We start from the raw sequence: 17114 nt of genomic DNA on the forward strand, positions 1-17114 counted from the left end.
TATATTACCTTTGATTGCAATTCTGTGCGACCTCGTTATGTTAGAACAATTACAGCGGCTACAAGCGCATATTGGCGTTTTAAAAACACGCTTACATCATCTCGAGAGTGAAAATTCTACTCTCTCGGAAGCTAAAGAACTGGCTGAAACAGAGCATCACGCACAAGTTGTGCAAAAAAATAGCATCATTACTAAAAAACAAGAGGAAATTGAGACATTAACTGAGCAATTGACTCAGTTACAAGGCCAATTTCAACAATTGAATCAAGATGCTAATACACTTGCTGAACGTTATAGCCGTCTAGAAAAAAGTACCACTGATTTAAAAAATCGTTTTCAAGAAATTTTGGCAGAGCGTAATGAGTTACGTGTAACCAAAGAAAAACTTCAGTCACATCAACGACAGACTCAACAAGAGTTGCATGATTTACAGCAAGATCGTGACCGTTTGTTACAAAAAAATGAACTTGCCAAAGCCAAAGTTGAAGCGATTATTCAACGTTTAGCAATTTTAGGTACAGCTCAAGATCAAAATGCACAAGAAATTCAGCAACTTGCTCACCCAAATGCTGAAACTGGCGAGGAGACGCAATCATGAGTGAACAAGTCATGGTAGAGCTTCGGCTTATTGAGCAAACTTTTAGACTTGCGACTACTTCTGATAAAAGAGAAGAACTTGAGCGTGCAGCTGAACTTCTCAATGAGAAATTTAACGAAATGCGTCGCAGTGCTCCCCGTGTTGAGCACAACAAACTGGTCATTATGGTTGCCCTACAGCTCACCCAAGAAGTATTAAGCTTGAATAAATCTTTGCAAGAATATACACACTGTGAACGTCTACTACAGGCGATTTTAGAAGATGTTGAACAAACTGTTTAATTAACATCTTTCAACAAAAATGCTTTGCGCTATAAGTTAATAGAGCAAGGCATTTTTTATTGAAGTTACCTCGTGTGTCTCATGATTACTATATGTACTTTTAGTGTACAAAGCTTCATCAAATGAAGACTAACTTTACAGTTCAATAAACTCAGACGATTGCCAACTGAATAAGATCGTTTATAATTAAGCTATCTCTGGGATGTTCGCCAGCGGGTCTATTCCCCTGCCGATACTTAAACTTATGGATTGTGTTCTGTATATTTAGAGTGTATGCCTACCTTCGAGTAGGAAACCCAGCAAGTATACGTCGCGTCCACCTTGAACTCATCGGGTTCAGGGTAACGACACATGCAGCGGCATCTTCGGAGTATTTATTTTCTAGAAAATAAGTATAAATATAATTTTTATTTCAAATTAAAGTCTCTATACAGACCTGTCAGTCTAGCATTCATTTTCATTTATTAGTTAAACTTAAAAATTAGTGAATTATCATTTATTAATTATTGTGCATTTCTTTTCAAACATTCTTGATACCAACCTGTTTAAAATCTTCGATAGCTTTCCGTTTAAAAAAACTCGTTTTGAATACTTTTGCAGCATAAGCTGAGTTAATTAAGTCTTGATAAAACTGCTTTGCTTTTTGATCTGTAAGACTATCAGCAATTTGTTGCAATTCCTGCGCTGGTACTTTTTTCTGTCGAGCTTCCATTACGTTGTAAGCAACTTTTTTCACGATATTACAAATATCTGGATCATCTGTATTCTCATTAGCATAGCAACCCGTTGCAATAAAACTTATTAATAATATTTTAAATTTCATATCCCTACCTTGTATTAATTATTCAACTTCCATTTAAGATAACCAATATATAAAAACGATTTTTCTTTAAATGTTCATGCAGGATTGATGAAATAAAAGCAAATCATCATGACCCCTAACAAGATAGAAGCAAGTATTAAATAGGTACCAATCGTATTAAAACTCTGCAAAAATTTTATGATTTGCATTTCAAGTCCAATGAAAAATTTAAATAATGAACATCAATAAATTTAGCATATCTAAATAATGCCAATCAATTCACAATTATCAATTTTTACGTGACACTGTGCATTTTTTAATTATCGCATTTTATTCCTAAACTTCCTTTATAGTAATCCGTTGCACTTTTCAAATCTGAAAGTAGTTTCTCTTCAGTATAGGGCTTTGGTGAAATTTTGATTAAGGCGGGCATGTACTGTTTTTTGTACAGATCAGGATAGTCGTGACATAAAATTTTCACCTTAACTTCCTGCGGTGTTTTAGGATTATCCAATTGATCTAAATACTCACCAATTTTTCGGTCAGATTCTTCAAATTGAGCTTTATAGTCAACTTGAGGAGCTTCTGAGTCTGCCTGTTTGGTACAGGCACTCAGTAAAGCAGTACACATCATCATCGTTAAAATTTTTAACTTCATAGCCTTCACGGTTTCATATTCATCTTTAAATATACTTATCCTGATTACATGTAAATAAATACTGTAGATACGTAAAAAAGCTAAAAAACTTATATAGATGCCTTTTCTAGAGAAAAGTAATTTTTATGTTATCGATTAAACTATATTGTTTTTTATAGTACTTAAATTTCGGTAAAACTATAGAAAAATAGGTATAATTTTGGACGACTGATTTCAAATCTTTATTAGATTTATACATGAACGAACTAAGTTTTATTAGAAAAAATTTAAGATCTAAAAGACGTTCTTTAACCCAATTTGAGCAAAAACAGGCTCAACTTAACGTTTTACATTACCTAAATAGACTTCCTATTTTTCACTCCTCAAAAAAAATTGGCTTATATCTACATGCTTTTGGTGAAATTCATACTGATCTTATTATCAAACTCTGCTTTAAAAATAACAAAAAAGTCTATTTACCTATGATTTGTTCAATGAATCAACGTTTAGTATGGATAAAGATCAATAAAAACCAATATTTAAGTCGACGTTTTTCTCATCATCCACTCGGTATGAAAGAACCTATGGCAACGCGAGGAAAACATGTCTCAGAGCTTGATTTACTGCTTATGCCTCTTTTAGCTTGTGATCACTATGGGACACGTATTGGTATGGGTGGTGGTTATTATGATCGTACATTGGCAAGTGCTAATCATAAACCTTACCGTTTAGGACTGGCTCATCAATTTCAATTTATTGAACATACTTTAGAACGTCAAAGCTGGGATCAGCCCTTAGATGGTTTACTCACACCACAGCACTTTTATTATTTTAAAAGATGATTTTTATATAAAATTTATAAAAAATAATATTTTTAAATATATCCTTTTACTTTTTTAGTCCCTTTAAACGAAAAAAGTAACCATCCTAGGGAAGATTACTTTTTCGTGACAGGCTGTTTACCAACTTATATTAACACGTCTATTCGGCGCTAAACATTGAATAAGTTGAGAATTATGACCACCTGAACATTGCTGATATAAATCAGTCTGGCTATTCGCTTGTATTTGAATACGGTTTGGGTCTATCCCTTGTTTTACAAGTAATTTGGCAACTGTATTCGCTCGTTTAGATGATAACTCTTGGTTATAACTAAATTTACCTAATGGATCTGCGAATCCAGAAACAATAATAGGTGTTGTTGATGGGGTTTGCTTAATCTGATCGACAACGTTGTCTATATTGTTTAGACCTTGCTGTATTGCACTAGCATCAGATCGATCAAAAGCAAATAAAACACTCGCTGTACGTCCATTAACCGCAGTACTACTTGCAGGAGGTTGATTATTTTCGCCCCAAGCCATCAATCCTTCACATGCTTCACCTTTCCAAGATAAACGTTCAGCCAAATGTTTTTTATTAAAATCAATGCGTAACTGACAACGTTGGTATTGGTTACTATTTGGTATACGTATATCTAATACATAATTCCAGACTTTTACGGCAAAAAGTCCTTCACTAAATTGTGGATTGCCGAGTAAAGCTCGAATCTGGTCTTTATTTAGCCCTAAATCTAAGCGCGCAACGTCATCATACTCATAACGTTTTACTTGCTTAAGATAACTATCTGATACTTTAGGAAACGTGACATTTTTTTGAGATACTGCTTCTTCTTGTGCATAACTAACCATTGCTAGGCCAGAAAGAACAGCAATAAATAACGCTTTAACTGTATTTTTCATATTTTTACTCTCGAAATGGAGAATGAGGAAGGACTATGCCTTCCTCGCCTAGCGAAATTAGTCAATTACACCACTAATACCGATACGAACACTTGGATCACCTTGAGAAGCTGCAGCTACACCACCAGTTAGCGACCAACGTCCATTATCAGCAGTTTTACGTAAAGTCACACCGACAGCATTCTCACCACCATGATAGAACCCACTGAAACAACACCATTTGTCGTAGATGCTGCAACATTCGTTATATATGAGTTGCCACTTTGTACCGTAGTTGTTGATCCTGCACCCAAAGCAACTGAATTTGTTACATTCGCAGTTGATCTTGGTCCGAGAGCTACACTATTTGCTGCAGAGGTTAAGCTGTTAGTACCGATAGCAACACCATCAACTGCATTTGTGTCTACAGTCGCTGTATTACCAATGGCAGTAGCATTATTTGCACCACTGTTAACTTGAGCATTTTTTCCTATTGCCATTGCAGCTGTTGAACCAACGACTTGGCTCATCGCACCCAGTGCAACACTGTAACTAGAAGCACTATCAACTGCTGTAAAAGATGATCCAGCTGCCAAGCCTTCTGCTACAATATCTGCATCACTGTTATTTTGAATTGCAATTGATTGCGCTCCAGCAGCACTAGCCTGACCACCAACTACAGTTGAATTTACACCAGTCGCATTTACATAATTTCCTAATGCAGTTGAATCTGCAGCAGTAGCATTTGCTCTTGATCCAACTGCTAATCCGTTAGAATCGTTTGCACTTGCAGGAGTACCCGTATTTGCCCCTATTGCAATACCATTATTAATGGTTGGACTTGTATCAATAATTGATCCATACAAGTTTGTGTAGTCAGCCCACACATGTGATACGGCTAAACAGGAGATGATAGATAATACAAGAGCCTTAGGTCTAAATCTTTTTTCTCTAGAAACTATCTCGTTTTGTTGACCACTCGATTCAGAGGTAGATGAAACAGAAGCTGTTCTCGTTTTGCTTTTAGCTAACTCTGATACAACAGTCCATGTACCAATAGAAGCATTCCAAACCACTTTGTATATCTTATTCATATTTCCACCCGTAAACTTCCCGCTTACATTTGTAAAGATTTGCAATCAAATATTTAAATTGCTTATTTTTTATAAAAATATCTTTTTTATTTTGAGAAGTAAATCACATTTATAAATATTAAAATCGAACAAATTCACATTAAAACTCAATAAAGCTAAAAATTTCAAAAATTAATTAAAAAATAACAGATTTATCAATTTTTTAATTTTTCCTGACGGTCTATTCGCAAGACATCTTTGTTACATTTTTTTACGAATAAAGATTTCTCGCCATTCGGATTTGTTAGATATATTTCACAAAAATTGAGAGATTGGCTTTGATTAAACTTAAATGATTAATATTTAATATATAAAATCAATTTTTATTAGAATAAATTTAAAATAAAAATATCGTACTAATTAACAAAATCAGCTTAAGCGCACAGTAATTTGCAATTATTTTGATTATTATTTAATCAATTCTGTGTATTAATAAACTAAAGTAAGCTTTGATAAATCAACGATTGAAAGATTTATGCATAAAAATCTAAACAATACAAAATAAATTTATATTAATCAATATTTTACTTATATCTTAAATTATTTTTAGATCCTTAAAAACGAAAAACTAACCATCCTAAGGATGATTAGTTCTTCGTGACAGACCGTTTTACCAAATAACATTAACACGTCTATTTGGTGCTAAACATTAAATAAGTTGTGAACTATTGTTACCGCTACACTGCTTGTATAAGTCAGTCTGGCTATTTGCTTGTATTTGTATCCGGCTTGAGTCAATGCCTTGTTGTACGAATAATTTGGCTACCGTATTAGAACGTTGCGAAGACAATTGCTGGTTATAGCTAAATTTACCTAACCGATCTGTAAAGCCTGAAACAATAATAGGATTCGTTGTTTGACTTTTTTTGATCTGCTCAGCAATTTTGGTAATGCTCTCATTACCATCTTCAATGGCACTCGCATCAAATCGATCAAACGCAAATAATACACTTGCTGTCCGCTCAAAAATTAAATTACTATGCTCTGGCGACTGATTATTCCCACCCCAAGCGACCAAACCTTCACACACCTCACCCTTCCAAGATAAATGTTCAGCCAAATATTTTTCATTAAAATCAATGCGTAATTGACAGCGTTGATATTGATTAGTGTTAGGAATACGGATATCCAATACATAATTCCATACTTTTACTGCAAAAACCCCTTCACTAAATTGTGGATTTCCTAGTAAAGCTCGAATTTGATCTTTATTCAATCCTTTATCCAAACGAGCAACGTCGTCATACTCATAACGTTTTATTTGTTTAAGATAACTCTTTTCAATTGCTGGAAATTTTGCCTCATTCCGTTGAATTGCTACTTCAGTATCCGTAAATCCAGTGATACTTAAACTTACTAAGATGCCCATTACCAAAATTTGAATATTTTGTTTCATTTTCATACTCACAATATTACTTTAAAGGAGAGATAAACTCTCCTTAGTTAGGCACTCAGTCAATTACTGTACTTACGCCAACACGAACTAATGGACTACCCTGACTGCCAAGCGCTGCACCTGTTGTAAGTGACCAGCGGCCGTTGTCAGCTGTTTTACGTAAAGTCACACCTACAGCATTTTGCTGATTATAGTAAGCAGCACCAACCGCCATGGTAACTTTCCCTGCAATAAATGGCGCATTTTCAAGTGCAGCATTTGCAGCAATACCCGCAGACATTTTTTCTTCCAAGTTGTCGATACGCTGATTTGTTGCATAGAACGCTTGCTCAAGCTTGTTGTTCACATTGTCAATTTTGGTATCTAATGTTTGATCAGCTTGATTTAATGCACCTAACGCATCACCGACATTGTTGTAGGACTTATCAGCCACGTTATAGATCGGGTTTGAGAAGCTTTCGGTAATATTGTTATAACCAGCTCCACCACCTAGTGCGCTTACAAGCACTTGGTTTGTGGTATTAAGCTGAGAACCATTTACTGCATCTTTTGAAGATGTCGTGACTGCGCCCGCTTTAACGCCAGTCACCGTGCGGTCACCTATCGTTCCACCAACATTAACTTGTGTCCCGCCAGTGTCTTTACCTACAGTAATCACAGCATTTTTATCCGCTTGTTGAACTAGACCGGTTTTACCATTGTTAATGTTATTTTGAAGGTTCGAGATATCACTCGTATTTTTGTCGACCTGTTGTTGAACATTCCACAACTGGCCTCCATTTACAGCATCTTTAGAACCTGCTGCTACAGTACCATCTGCTACATTCTTAAGTGCAGTACCATTTGCCCCACCAGCGAATGTCACTGAATCTTTATTTACAGTGCCATCTGCATTTTTGTCATACTGAACTGCACTATTAGCCAAAGCACCAACATTGTTATTAATGTTAGTGATTGCACTATCAAGTTGGCCTTTGTTCACTGCATCTGTCGTGTTAACACCAGCAGCGACCAATAAAAATGTACAAATACATTTTTAAAATTTTCGGCCCAAAAAAAGAGGCGGCATCCTAATTGAATAAATCTAAAGGGTAAATATAAAAACAAAATAACGATAAGAAAAATTGTGATTTTAATCACAAATTATATTTTTATAATTAATTTTAATTTATTGAATTTAATAAATAAAAAATTAATTAACGACAAAGTGTTTTGTTTTTGTTAAAAATAAGTAAACTTATTTTAAAATAGAATAATAACTCTAAATATATGATTAATTTTTATAAAATTAATAAAAACAAATACATTTTAAAATACATCTGTATATTATAGTAATAGAATATTAACTCTAAAATAAATATCATTATTAATATAATTATTCAGCAACGATTATCCATTTAAAATACAGCTGTATATTATAAATAATAGTGTGTTTATTCTACTCACAATAAATTATAAAATAAATAAATTTTTAAATATACTTAATAAAAAAACTTATTATAAAATAAAACTAAACAAAACATTTGTTTCGAAAACTGATTTCCTTACTTGTACGGCAAAGACTAATTATTAAGTAAAAATGCTTAGCTTCACTACAAAATTTTATTCTTCTTAAGAATTAATCTATTGATTCATAACATTTTTAAAAAAAAGTTGACTAAATTAGTCATTTTTTCAACATTTTCTATTGTCATGCCCTTGTAATTTTTGAAATACACATCACTATAAAAAACATGGCAACCTCGTTGTCACTCATTAGGAGTGCCCATGTCTGAACTTATTATGAATGAAAAAACTGACTTAGAGCCTCAGGTTCCAAGTGTATTACCACTATTAGCCTTACGTGATGTCGTGGTTTATCCACACATGCAAATTGCGCTATTCGTGGGTCGTGAAAAATCGATCAATGCAGTTGATGTGGCTCGTAACAGTGACAATTTAGTATTTGTAGTTGCGCAAAAAGATTCGCTTACAGAAGAAATTGATCACGACAATTTATACCAGTACGGTACAGTCGCTAAGATTGTACAAGTAGTTAATCATGAAAATGATGAAAACTGCATTAAAGTACTTATTGAAGGCTTACATCGTTCTAAGCTCACAAAAATTATCGATGAAGATAGTTATTTGACTGCTGAACATGATCTAAGTCCAATGACTATTAATGTAGATAAGGCAACTCAAGAAACTCGTTTACAAGAGTTACGTAACTTATTTGCTCAATATGCAGAAGCAAAATTACGTAATGCACGTGAACTTGTTGCTGCTGCCAATAAAATCGAAGACTTATTGCAACTTATGTTCTTCGTAGCAACTCGTGTACCTCTAAATATTGAAATTAAACAGAAGTTTTTAGAGCACGATGAGTTTGAAGCACATTTGCAAGAGTTAATGAACTACTTGATGAATCAATCTGCTGAACAGCAAATTGAGCAAACTTTACATGACAGCGTAAAACGCCAAATGGAAAAGAACCAACGTGAATACTTTCTAAATGAAAAAATGAAAGTCATTCAACGTGAACTTTCCGATATGAATGGCGGTGCTGAAGATGACGTGGCTGAAATAGAGAAACGTCTTGCTGAAGCTGATTTACCTGAACACGTACGCAAAAAAGCTGAAGCTGAGTTCCGTAAACTTAAAGCAATGCAGCCAGCATCTAGTGAAGCTGCCGTTGTGCGTAACTATCTAGAAGTGATTTTAGATACACCGTGGAACAAAGCGAGCAAAGTCAGTATTAACTTAGCAAAAGCACAAGAGATTCTTGATGCTGACCACTATGGTCTTGATGATGTTAAAGACCGTATTGTTGAATATTTAGCTGTTCAATCACGTGTGAAAAAACTCAAAGGCCCTATCCTCTGTTTAGTAGGTCCTCCAGGGGTTGGTAAAACTTCACTCGGTGAATCAGTAGCTAAAGCAACAGGTCGTGAATTTGTTCGCATGGCGCTTGGTGGCGTACGTGATGAAGCAGAAATTCGTGGACACCGTCGTACTTATATAGGTGCGATGCCGGGTAAAATTGTGCAGTCTTTAACAAAAGTTGGCGTGAAGAACCCATTGTTCTTGCTCGACGAAATTGACAAGATGGCACAAGACTATCGTGGTGACCCTGCTTCTGCATTACTTGAAGTACTTGATCCATCACAAAACAGTAAGTTCAACGATCACTATTTAGATCTTGATCTTGACCTTTCTGAAGTCATGTTCATCTGTACTGCAAACAGTATGAATATTCCAGAAGCATTACTGGACCGTATGGAAGTCATTCGTCTACCGGGTTATACCGAAGATGAAAAAGTAAACATTGCTGAACGTTACCTTGTTCCTAAAGCAATTAAGAACAACGGTTTACGTGCAAAAGAGTTAACAATTCATGAAGAAGCGATTCGTGACATTGTTCAACGCTATACACGTGAAGCTGGTGTTCGTAGTTTAGAACGTGAAGTCTCTAAAATTGCGCGTAAAGTGGTAAAAGAAGCGGTAAGTAAAAAGTCTAAAAACTTACAGCTTGACATTACCTCTGCCAATCTTCCTGAATATCTAGGTCCACATAAGTTTGACTTTGGTATTGCTGAAGATGAAGCACAAGTAGGCCGTGTAAATGGCTTGGCATGGACTTCTGTAGGTGGCGAGTTACTTACTATTGAAGTTGCAGCTGTTAAAGGTAAAGGTAAATTTATTACAACCGGTTCACTCGGTGACGTAATGAAAGAATCGATTACCGCAGCAATGACTGTAGTACGTACACGTGCTGATGAACTTGGTATTGAAGCGTCTCGTTTTGAAGAAACTGATGTACACGTTCACTTACCTGAAGGTGCAACTCCAAAAGATGGACCATCTGCTGGTTTGGCATTAACAACTGCACTTGTATCAGCATTTACTGGTATTGCGATTCGTCCAGACATCGCAATGACAGGTGAAACCAGTCTTGGTGGTCGTGCGATGCGTATCGGTGGCTTGAAAGAGAAACTTCTTGCTGCACATCGTGGTGGAATTAAGCTTGTCTTTATTCCTCAAGATAACGTTCGTGATTTGGCAGAGATTCCTGACAATGTTAAAGAAGGATTAGAAATCAAACCTGTAAAAAGCATTGATGAAATCTTACCTTTAGCATTAACTGCAATGCCAAAGCCTTTACCCAAAACACCGATTGTAAAACCGGTGGAAGGTTCAAAAGCAGCGCGTCACTAATTGAAAAATAAAAAAAAGAGAGCTTCGGCTCTCTTTTTTTGTTACATAATTTGATTGAAAAATATCCAACCATCCTCATAATAAGAAGTAAGAGTGATTAATTTTATTATTTACTCTTATCTATCTTATGTTACAGATAGCCTTGTTTTTATTCTCTATGGTCATCTGAACTCCAGACAGATGATCATTTGATCGCAGTCCAACACCATTTTTTGGACTGCGTTTTTTATGCCCAGTTGCACCCCGCGGTTATCATCTCCTCAGGTATAATGTGTCAGCCATTTTGACTGAATAGACCACATGAAAATTCGTATTCTGACCATTGGTCAAAAAATGCCTGCTTGGGTACTTACTGGTTTTGAAGATTATTTCAAACGCATCCAGCCTTTTGTCCAGACTCAAGTGATTGAACTTCCAATGGCAAAACGCGGTAAAAATGACTCGGAAGCGGATATTTTAAAATACTGTCAAATTGAAGGTGAAAGTATTTTAAATGCGTTAAAACCAAACGAGACACTCATCGCTTTAGAGGTGGGTGGCCGTGAACTCAGCACAGAAAAGCTAGCTGACACCATGAAACAATGGATGCTTGAAGGAAATGATGTGGTACTGGCTATTGGCGGTCCAGATGGCTTATCAGATCAGGTACGTAAAGCTGCTGCTTGGCATTGGTCACTCTCAAAACTAACCATGCCTCACCCTTTGGTGCGTGTTTTATTAATTGAGCAGTTATACCGAGCAATGAGTATTAATCATAACCATCCGTATCACCGCGCATAAATGGAACAACCGTTTCATTTTAAGAACAATCCGTTGAAATCTAGATACTTTTAACATGTCTTGATTTTGGCATAATGAATACTATTCTGCTTTTCAACTCAGGTGTAATGAAATGGAACTACAAACCCTTCCCGGACTGTTTATTTCACATGGTTCACCCATGCTTGCACTTGATCCAGAACAAGTGGGTCCTGCTTTACACCGTCTTGGTATAAATCTACCAACTCCAAAAGCAATCATCGTGATGTCTGCTCATTGGGAAAGTAAAGCACTTGAAGTAAGTAGTTCAACACGACCAGAAACATGGCATGACTTCCGTGGTTTCCCGCCCGAGTTATACGAGATTCGCTATAGTGCACCTGGTCAACCCGAACTTGCCGAAGAAATATTGAAGTTATTGGCAGACGCTCATTTTGTTGCACATGCCAATAGTACTCGTCCTCGCGACCACGGTGTATGGATGCCTCTTTTACACATGTATCCAGATGCAGACATTCCCGTTGTTGAAATTTCTTTACCGATGACCTTAAGCGCTCAAGAAATTTATCGAATTGGACAAACGCTTGCGCCTTTACGTGAAAAGCAAATCTTATTGATTGGTTCTGGAAGTATTACCCATAATCTTGCTGAGTTGTCTTGGCAAGGTGACAATTCAAATGTTCCTGAATGGGCTTCAACTTTTAGAAATACTGTCGTTAATAAGCTTTCACATCAAGATTACGATGGCGTGTTGGAATGGCAATCACTGCCTTATATAAAACGTAATCATCCAACTCTTGAGCATTTTGCACCGTTATTTTTCGCTATGGGAACTGGTCATCGTTTTACGATTGTTCATAGCAGCTTCACAATGGGTTCATTAGGTATGGATATATATCGTTTTGATTAATTTTTAGGAAATACCCCGTTTTCGCGGGGTATAGCATTATTTTTATTAAAAATTCGAATAATTTACAAACTTATACATTTTAAAAACCGAAACAATCATATGTTTACATTTTCTTTTTTTAAGAATGTTTTAAGCTTATTGCTGTTGTTTTTTTACTTGAAGTTTTTAAATGAAAATTAAATATTTAATTCTTGCGTTATTACCTTTTTCTTTGATGGCGTGTCAAACAGTTTCACATACTCAAGCTCCAATTGTATCTGAGCAACAACAAAATCTTGCAGCAACTCTAAGTGAATATACTTGGACTTACCAAAATGTAAAAGCATCTAAGCCACTTGTTCTTAACTTTAATGCAGACGGCAAATTAGCAATTAACACAGGTTGTAATGGTCAAGGTGGTACTTGGAAAGTTGAAGGTAACCAGCTTGTAACCTCTCCACTTGCATCAACAATGATGGCTTGCCAAGACGATTTAATGAAACAAGAACAATTGTCTAATAGCATTTTTAGTGAAGCAAAATTACCAATTGAAATTAGTAACAGCAATGGTCAGGTAATCTTAAGCGTGACAGATAAAGCAGGTCAAAAGCATATTTTCCAAGGCGTAAAAGCAACTAATACTCAAGCTTTAACTGATTATTCATGGTCATACCAACCTGAAAATACTAAAAAGCCGATTGTTCTTAACTTCACAAACGACCGTTTGTCTATCGCAACAGGTTGTAACCGCCAAGGTACTACTTGGAAAGTTGAAAACAATACCATCGTAACTGCTGATGTAATGTCGACTATGATGGCGTGTGAACCTGCATTAATGAAACAGGAACAATTCTCTAGCAGCCTGTTCCAAAAACGTGCGATTCCATTTGAAATTAATACAACAAATGCTGATCAACCAACATTGACAATCGTTGATGCTCAAGGTCAGAAATATACGTTCACAGGTAAAATGACACCTGAAGCAAAATACCAGTCTGAAGGTAAAACTGTTTTTCTTGAAGTAGCGCCAGAGACTAAATCTTGTACGGGTGTTGCGCCACAAACTTGCTTGCAAGTTCGTGAAGTTAAATATGATGACAAAGGCGTTAAAACTTATGCCGACAAAAACTGGTCATTATATTATGGTCAAATCGAAGGTTTTGAACACAATCCAAACCAACGCGTAATTTTACGTGTAAAACGCTTTGAAGTGAAAAACCCAGCAGCAGATCAATCTAGCCAAGCAGATGTGTTAGATATGATTGTAGAGCAAGAAATGGTTAAAAAGCCTAAAAAATAATTTTTAGACTAAAAAAATCCGATGCATTTGCATCGGATTTTTTATTTCTATATTTTAATAAATACCTTGTGCAAGCATCGCATCAGCAACTTTTACAAAGCCTGCAATATTGGCACCATCTACATAGTTCACACTACCGTCTTCTTTAGTACCGTATCTAACACAATTGGCATGAATGTCTTTCATGATTGCATGTAAGCGTTCATCAACCTCAGCATGTGTCCAGCCCAAACGAATTGCATTTTGAGACATTTCTAAACCAGAAGTGGCCACCCCACCCGCATTAGATGCTTTACCCGGAGCATATAAAATCTTAGCTTCAATAAAATGTTCAACAGCTTCAAGTGTAGATGGCATGTTAGCACCTTCAGCTACACAAATGACACCATTAGCGATCAGTGTTTTAGCATCTTCATCGGTTAATTCATTTTGTGTTGCACATGGTAAAGCAATATCTACAGGAATATGCCAAGGTGTTTTACCTTCAAAATATTCAAAGCCATGCTTAGAAGCAAACTCTGAAATACGTCCACGTTTAACGTTTTTCAACTCCATAACTTCAGCCAGCAACTCATCTGAAAAACCATTTTTTAGATAAACAGTACCATTAGAGTCCGATAAGCTGACCACTTTTGCGCCCAAGAACATTGCCTTTTCCGCAGCATATTGAGCAACGTTACCAGAACCAGAGACCGAAACAGTTTTACCAGCAAAAGATAGCCCACGTGTTTTTAGCATTTCTTCTGCAAAATAAACCGTACCATAGCCTGTAGCCTCCGGACGCATTAAGCTACCGCCAAATGAAATTCCTTTACCAGTAAATACACATGCAGTGTCATTACTGAGTTTTTTCATCATGCCAGCCATGTAGCCTACTTCACGCGCACCCACACCAATATCTCCAGCAGGGATATCGGTATTTGGACCTAAATGACGGTAAAGCTCAATCATCAGAGCCTGACAGAATCGCATAATTTCAGCATCAGATTTACCTTTAGGGTTAAAATCTGAACCACCTTTCCCACCACCCATTGGTAAAGTGGTCAGTGAGTTTTTAAAAGTTTGCTCAAAACCTAAAAATTTCAAAATAGATAGGTTGACCGATGGATGGAAACGCATTCCACCCTTAAATGGACCAATTGCTGAATTATATTGAACACGAAAAGCACGGTTCACTTGAGTCTGGCCTTGATCATCCATCCATGAAACACGAAATTGAATTACACGCTCTGGTTCAACCAAACGCTCTAACAATCCATGCTCTGCATATTCCGGATTTTTTTCAATAAATGGCCACAAGCTTGTCATGACTTCTTCGACAGCTTGTAAAAACTCAGGTTGATGCGGATCACGCGCTTGCACGTAATTCAGGAATTCATTCAGGTTGTTATATTTCAATGCACGGTCCTCAGCATAGTAATGAATTAAATTGGTGCAATACATTTTAAAATGCATCATTTAGCAGCAAAATATTAAATCCCTTTCCATCAATTTTAACAATAGTTATTTTAAATTATTTTATTTTACTTAATTATCATAAACTTAATTTTAGAAAAACTTTCTAAAAATCAGAAATAGTCATTTATCTTTTCACTTTTATTGATCTATTATTGTGCAATATTAGCTACATTTTAGGTCAATCAAAAAGCCTATAAATTCGTTAAAATCCATTGACCTTACTTAGGTTTTTCTTCATTATCGCATCGTTTTAAACAAGCTATTTTCCTCTATGAATCCATCTATTTCTCTCATACGCGAGATCGATGCGTTATTGCCACAAACACAATGTGGTTTATGTGGACACCGTGACGGTTGTCTACCTTACGCAAAGTCCATTGCTGAAGGTGAAGATGCAAATAAATGTGTTCCTGGTGGACAGCCAGTGGCCGATGCGCTCGCAAAACTATTAAATCGCTCGTCATTGCCTGCTGAAACAAGTGTCTGGCCCGTACAAGCAGATGGACGCCCACAACGTATGAAAGCGATTATTCGTGAAGACGAATGTATCGGATGTACAAAATGCATTAATGCCTGCCCTGTAGATGCCATTATTGGTAGTGGTAAGCTCATGCATACCATTTTGACTGATCTATGCACAGGTTGTGAGTTATGTATTCCACCCTGCCCAGTTGACTGTATTGATCTGGTCGAAGACACTCAAGCTTTACCAAATGAACAGCAAAGAATTGCGGAACAAAATGATTTAAGACAACGTTACTACGCGCATATTCAGCGTGAAGAGAAACGTCGTATACATCGCAAAGGGCCTGTGGTACGCGCTGAAATTGACACACAATTTTTTGCAAAGTTCTCTCAAGCACTTGATGATCTGCCTTCAATTCAAATCATTGAGAAGCCGAAAGAAGTAATTGTAAATGACGCAAAAACGACTATTGAATTAGCTAAAATTCGCACACAAATTAAAAAGTTGGAAAAGCAGCTCAGTGTTCGAGAAGATGCAAAAAAGCGTCTTCAACTTGATGAACTACAACAGCAACTCACTCAATTACAGGAGGTCTGAATGGCCGTCAAAAATATGACGAAAAAGCAGATTCAAATTTTCTTTGAACGCCTTCGTGAACAAAGACCTTCTCCAGAAACCGAATTAAAATATTCATCACCTTTTGAATTATTAATTGCCGTCATGTTATCGGCACAAGCGACCGATGTTAGCGTAAACAAAGCAACAGATAAGCTTTATCCTGTCGCCAATACTGCTGAAAAAATCTATAACTTAGGTGTAGACGGTTTAAAAGAATATATAAAGACCATCGGCCTTTATAACGCCAAAGCTGAAAATGTCATTAAAACCTGTAAGATTTTAATGGAGCAATTTAACGGTGAGGTTCCAAGCAATAGAAAAGATTTGGAAGCTTTACCAGGTGTAGGACGTAAAACAGCCAATGTGGTTTTAAATACTGCTTTCGGACAACCAACTATGGCTGTCGACACGCACATTTTTCGTGTGGGAAACCGTACTGGCTTAGCAGTAGGCAAAAATGTACTTGAGGTTGAACACCGTCTGGTTAAGGTGATTCCGAAAGAATTTATTATAGATGCACATCATTGGTTGATATTACATGGCCGTTACTGCTGTATTGCCCGTAAACCGAAATGCTCAGAGTGCGTGGTTGCCGATGTGTGTAACTGGCCAGATCGCTTTGAATTTGGTGCTATAAAAGCAATTCCAACAAAGAACCTCAGTTAATCCTGAGGTTTTTTAATCTGCTGCAATTTGGGATGTAGTTGACGTTCTCGTCCGTTCTTTTTATTTTCCAAAGCCTGTTGTTTCTGCACATGACGTAGCATTTTTTGACTTTGATATAGTAAAAATAACAATAGTGCCAGACTCAGCAATACCACTAAAATCAAAATGATTTTCATATCGTTCTCCCGCACTT

At 36.4% G+C, this 17114-nt stretch carries 16 protein-coding genes, 1 other RNA gene and 3 pseudogenes; 10 read left to right on the top strand and 10 right to left on the bottom strand.

Features of this window, described 5'->3' with window-relative positions:
* Window positions 1-37: 37 nt before the first annotated feature.
* The 3 genes from F985_RS17010 to ssrS all read left to right on the top strand — a co-directional run bounded on the left by F985_RS17010 (window position 38) and on the right by ssrS (window position 1255).
* The gene (locus F985_RS17010) at window positions 38-598 is read left to right on the top strand and encodes a hypothetical protein (protein ID WP_004703019.1); all 561 of its coding nucleotides are present in this window, start codon (window positions 38-40) and stop codon (window positions 596-598) included.
* On the top strand, window positions 595-879 hold the full coding sequence (locus tag F985_RS17015; RefSeq protein WP_004703022.1) for a cell division protein ZapA: 285 nt from the start codon (window positions 595-597) through the stop codon (window positions 877-879). The genes F985_RS17010 and F985_RS17015 overlap by 4 nt, the downstream gene beginning before the upstream one ends.
* Window positions 880-1070: 191 nt before the next feature.
* Window positions 1071-1255: non-coding RNA, 6S RNA (gene ssrS, locus F985_RS25315), on the top strand.
* A gap of 127 nt (window positions 1256-1382) precedes the next feature.
* Here the strand turns inward: ssrS and F985_RS17020 are convergent.
* The 3 genes and pseudogenes from F985_RS17020 to F985_RS17025 all read right to left on the bottom strand — a co-directional run bounded on the left by F985_RS17020 (window position 1383) and on the right by F985_RS17025 (window position 2339).
* Window positions 1383-1702: pseudogene (locus tag F985_RS17020) on the bottom strand (hypothetical protein).
* Window positions 1703-1776: 74 nt separating this feature from the next.
* Window positions 1777-1890 carry a hypothetical protein gene (locus tag F985_RS26195; protein ID WP_081401313.1) on the bottom strand — a complete coding sequence of 38 codons (114 nt, stop codon included), beginning with the start codon at window positions 1888-1890 and terminating at the stop codon, window positions 1777-1779.
* 107 nt (window positions 1891-1997) lie between these two features.
* On the bottom strand, window positions 1998-2339 hold the full coding sequence (locus tag F985_RS17025) for a hypothetical protein (protein ID WP_004703025.1): 342 nt from the start codon (window positions 2337-2339) through the stop codon (window positions 1998-2000).
* Window positions 2340-2575: 236 nt separating this feature from the next.
* Here F985_RS17025 and F985_RS17030 point away from each other — a divergent pair, with 236 nt between their 5' ends.
* A complete protein-coding gene (locus tag F985_RS17030; RefSeq protein WP_004703027.1) occupies window positions 2576-3160 on the top strand; it encodes a 5-formyltetrahydrofolate cyclo-ligase in 585 nt (194 codons plus the stop codon).
* A gap of 117 nt (window positions 3161-3277) precedes the next feature.
* On the opposite strand, the gene tpgA (F985_RS17035) is transcribed toward F985_RS17030, so the two are convergent.
* From tpgA (F985_RS17035) to F985_RS17050, 5 genes and pseudogenes are all read right to left on the bottom strand, one after another.
* The gene (gene tpgA, locus F985_RS17035) at window positions 3278-4060 is read right to left on the bottom strand and encodes a trimeric autotransporter adhesin/peptidogylcan-associated protein TpgA (protein ID WP_004703029.1); all 783 of its coding nucleotides are present in this window, start codon (window positions 4058-4060) and stop codon (window positions 3278-3280) included.
* A 57-nt stretch (window positions 4061-4117) separates the two neighbouring features.
* Window positions 4118-4258: pseudogene (locus tag F985_RS25920) on the bottom strand (YadA-like family protein); the annotation flags it as partial.
* A complete protein-coding gene (locus tag F985_RS17040) occupies window positions 4228-5133 on the bottom strand; it encodes an ESPR domain-containing protein (RefSeq protein ID WP_004703034.1) in 906 nt (301 codons plus the stop codon). The pseudogene F985_RS25920 and the gene F985_RS17040, both read right to left, overlap by 31 nt.
* A 688-nt stretch (window positions 5134-5821) precedes the next feature.
* Window positions 5822-6568 (bottom strand): trimeric autotransporter adhesin/peptidogylcan-associated protein TpgA, encoded by a 747-nt coding sequence (gene tpgA, locus F985_RS17045; protein WP_004703036.1) that lies wholly within the window; start codon window positions 6566-6568, stop codon window positions 5822-5824.
* 55 nt (window positions 6569-6623) lie between these two features.
* A pseudogene (locus F985_RS17050) lies at window positions 6624-7580 on the bottom strand (YadA-like family protein); the annotation flags it as partial.
* Window positions 7581-8335: 755 nt separating this feature from the next.
* On the opposite strand from F985_RS17050, the gene lon reads away from it, so the two are divergent.
* From lon to F985_RS17070, 4 genes are all read left to right on the top strand, one after another.
* Window positions 8336-10765, top strand: a complete 2430-nt coding sequence (gene lon / locus F985_RS17055) for an endopeptidase La (RefSeq protein WP_004703041.1) — start codon at window positions 8336-8338, stop codon at window positions 10763-10765.
* A 300-nt stretch (window positions 10766-11065) separates the two neighbouring features.
* Window positions 11066-11545, top strand: coding sequence for a 23S rRNA (pseudouridine(1915)-N(3))-methyltransferase RlmH (rlmH, locus tag F985_RS17060; RefSeq protein WP_004703042.1), 480 nt, complete (start codon window positions 11066-11068; stop codon window positions 11543-11545).
* A 112-nt stretch (window positions 11546-11657) separates the two neighbouring features.
* Entirely contained in the window at window positions 11658-12434 is a 777-nt protein-coding gene (locus F985_RS17065; RefSeq protein WP_004703045.1) for a dioxygenase family protein, read from the top strand.
* 169 nt (window positions 12435-12603) lie between these two features.
* Window positions 12604-13713, top strand: a complete 1110-nt coding sequence (locus F985_RS17070; RefSeq protein WP_004703047.1) for an META and DUF4377 domain-containing protein — start codon at window positions 12604-12606, stop codon at window positions 13711-13713.
* 54 nt (window positions 13714-13767) lie between these two features.
* On the opposite strand, the gene gdhA is transcribed toward F985_RS17070, so the two are convergent.
* Window positions 13768-15171 (bottom strand): NADP-specific glutamate dehydrogenase, encoded by a 1404-nt coding sequence (gene gdhA / locus F985_RS17075; protein ID WP_004703049.1) that lies wholly within the window; start codon window positions 15169-15171, stop codon window positions 13768-13770.
* A 271-nt stretch (window positions 15172-15442) separates the two neighbouring features.
* Between gdhA and F985_RS17080 the strand changes: the two genes are divergently transcribed.
* Both F985_RS17080 and nth read left to right on the top strand, forming a co-directional pair.
* Window positions 15443-16234: an RnfABCDGE type electron transport complex subunit B gene (locus tag F985_RS17080; RefSeq protein WP_004703050.1), complete on the top strand. Its 792-nt coding sequence runs from the start codon at window positions 15443-15445 to the stop codon at window positions 16232-16234.
* Window positions 16235-16921, top strand: coding sequence for an endonuclease III (nth, locus tag F985_RS17085; protein ID WP_004703053.1), 687 nt, complete (start codon window positions 16235-16237; stop codon window positions 16919-16921).
* On the opposite strand, the gene F985_RS17090 is transcribed toward nth, so the two are convergent.
* Entirely contained in the window at window positions 16918-17097 is a 180-nt protein-coding gene (locus F985_RS17090) for a hypothetical protein (protein WP_004703056.1), read from the bottom strand. The two genes, nth and F985_RS17090, sit on opposite strands and share 4 nt — an antisense overlap.
* Window positions 17098-17114 lie beyond the last annotated feature (17 nt).

Origin of the sequence: Acinetobacter seifertii, from assembly GCF_000368065.1 — a bacterium.
GTDB lineage: Bacteria > Pseudomonadota > Gammaproteobacteria > Pseudomonadales > Moraxellaceae > Acinetobacter > Acinetobacter seifertii.

Bases quoted from the DNA above. Each gene is read 5' to 3' on its own strand.
- F985_RS17090 (WP_004703056.1), bottom strand. From the start codon at position 17,097: ATGAAAATCATTTTGATTTTAGTGGTATTGCTGAGTCTGGCACTATTG.
- F985_RS17070 (WP_004703047.1), top strand. From the start codon at position 12,604: ATGAAAATTAAATATTTAATTCTTGCGTTATTACCTTTTTCTTTGATG.
- F985_RS17080 (WP_004703050.1), top strand. From the start codon at position 15,443: ATGAATCCATCTATTTCTCTCATACGCGAGATCGATGCGTTATTGCCA.
- lon (WP_004703041.1), top strand. From the start codon at position 8,336: ATGTCTGAACTTATTATGAATGAAAAAACTGACTTAGAGCCTCAGGTT.
- rlmH (WP_004703042.1), top strand. From the start codon at position 11,066: ATGAAAATTCGTATTCTGACCATTGGTCAAAAAATGCCTGCTTGGGTA.
- nth (WP_004703053.1), top strand. From the start codon at position 16,235: ATGGCCGTCAAAAATATGACGAAAAAGCAGATTCAAATTTTCTTTGAA.
- tpgA (WP_004703029.1), bottom strand. From the start codon at position 4,060: ATGAAAAATACAGTTAAAGCGTTATTTATTGCTGTTCTTTCTGGCCTA.
- F985_RS17040 (WP_004703034.1), bottom strand. From the start codon at position 5,133: ATGAATAAGATATACAAAGTGGTTTGGAATGCTTCTATTGGTACATGG.
- F985_RS17065 (WP_004703045.1), top strand. From the start codon at position 11,658: ATGGAACTACAAACCCTTCCCGGACTGTTTATTTCACATGGTTCACCC.
- F985_RS26195 (WP_081401313.1), bottom strand. From the start codon at position 1,890: ATGCAAATCATAAAATTTTTGCAGAGTTTTAATACGATTGGTACCTAT.
- F985_RS17015 (WP_004703022.1), top strand. From the start codon at position 595: ATGAGTGAACAAGTCATGGTAGAGCTTCGGCTTATTGAGCAAACTTTT.
- F985_RS17010 (WP_004703019.1), top strand. From the start codon at position 38: ATGTTAGAACAATTACAGCGGCTACAAGCGCATATTGGCGTTTTAAAA.
- gdhA (WP_004703049.1), bottom strand. From the start codon at position 15,171: ATGATGCATTTTAAAATGTATTGCACCAATTTAATTCATTACTATGCT.
- F985_RS17025 (WP_004703025.1), bottom strand. From the start codon at position 2,339: ATGAAGTTAAAAATTTTAACGATGATGATGTGTACTGCTTTACTGAGT.
- tpgA (WP_004703036.1), bottom strand. From the start codon at position 6,568: ATGAAACAAAATATTCAAATTTTGGTAATGGGCATCTTAGTAAGTTTA.
- F985_RS17030 (WP_004703027.1), top strand. From the start codon at position 2,576: ATGAACGAACTAAGTTTTATTAGAAAAAATTTAAGATCTAAAAGACGT.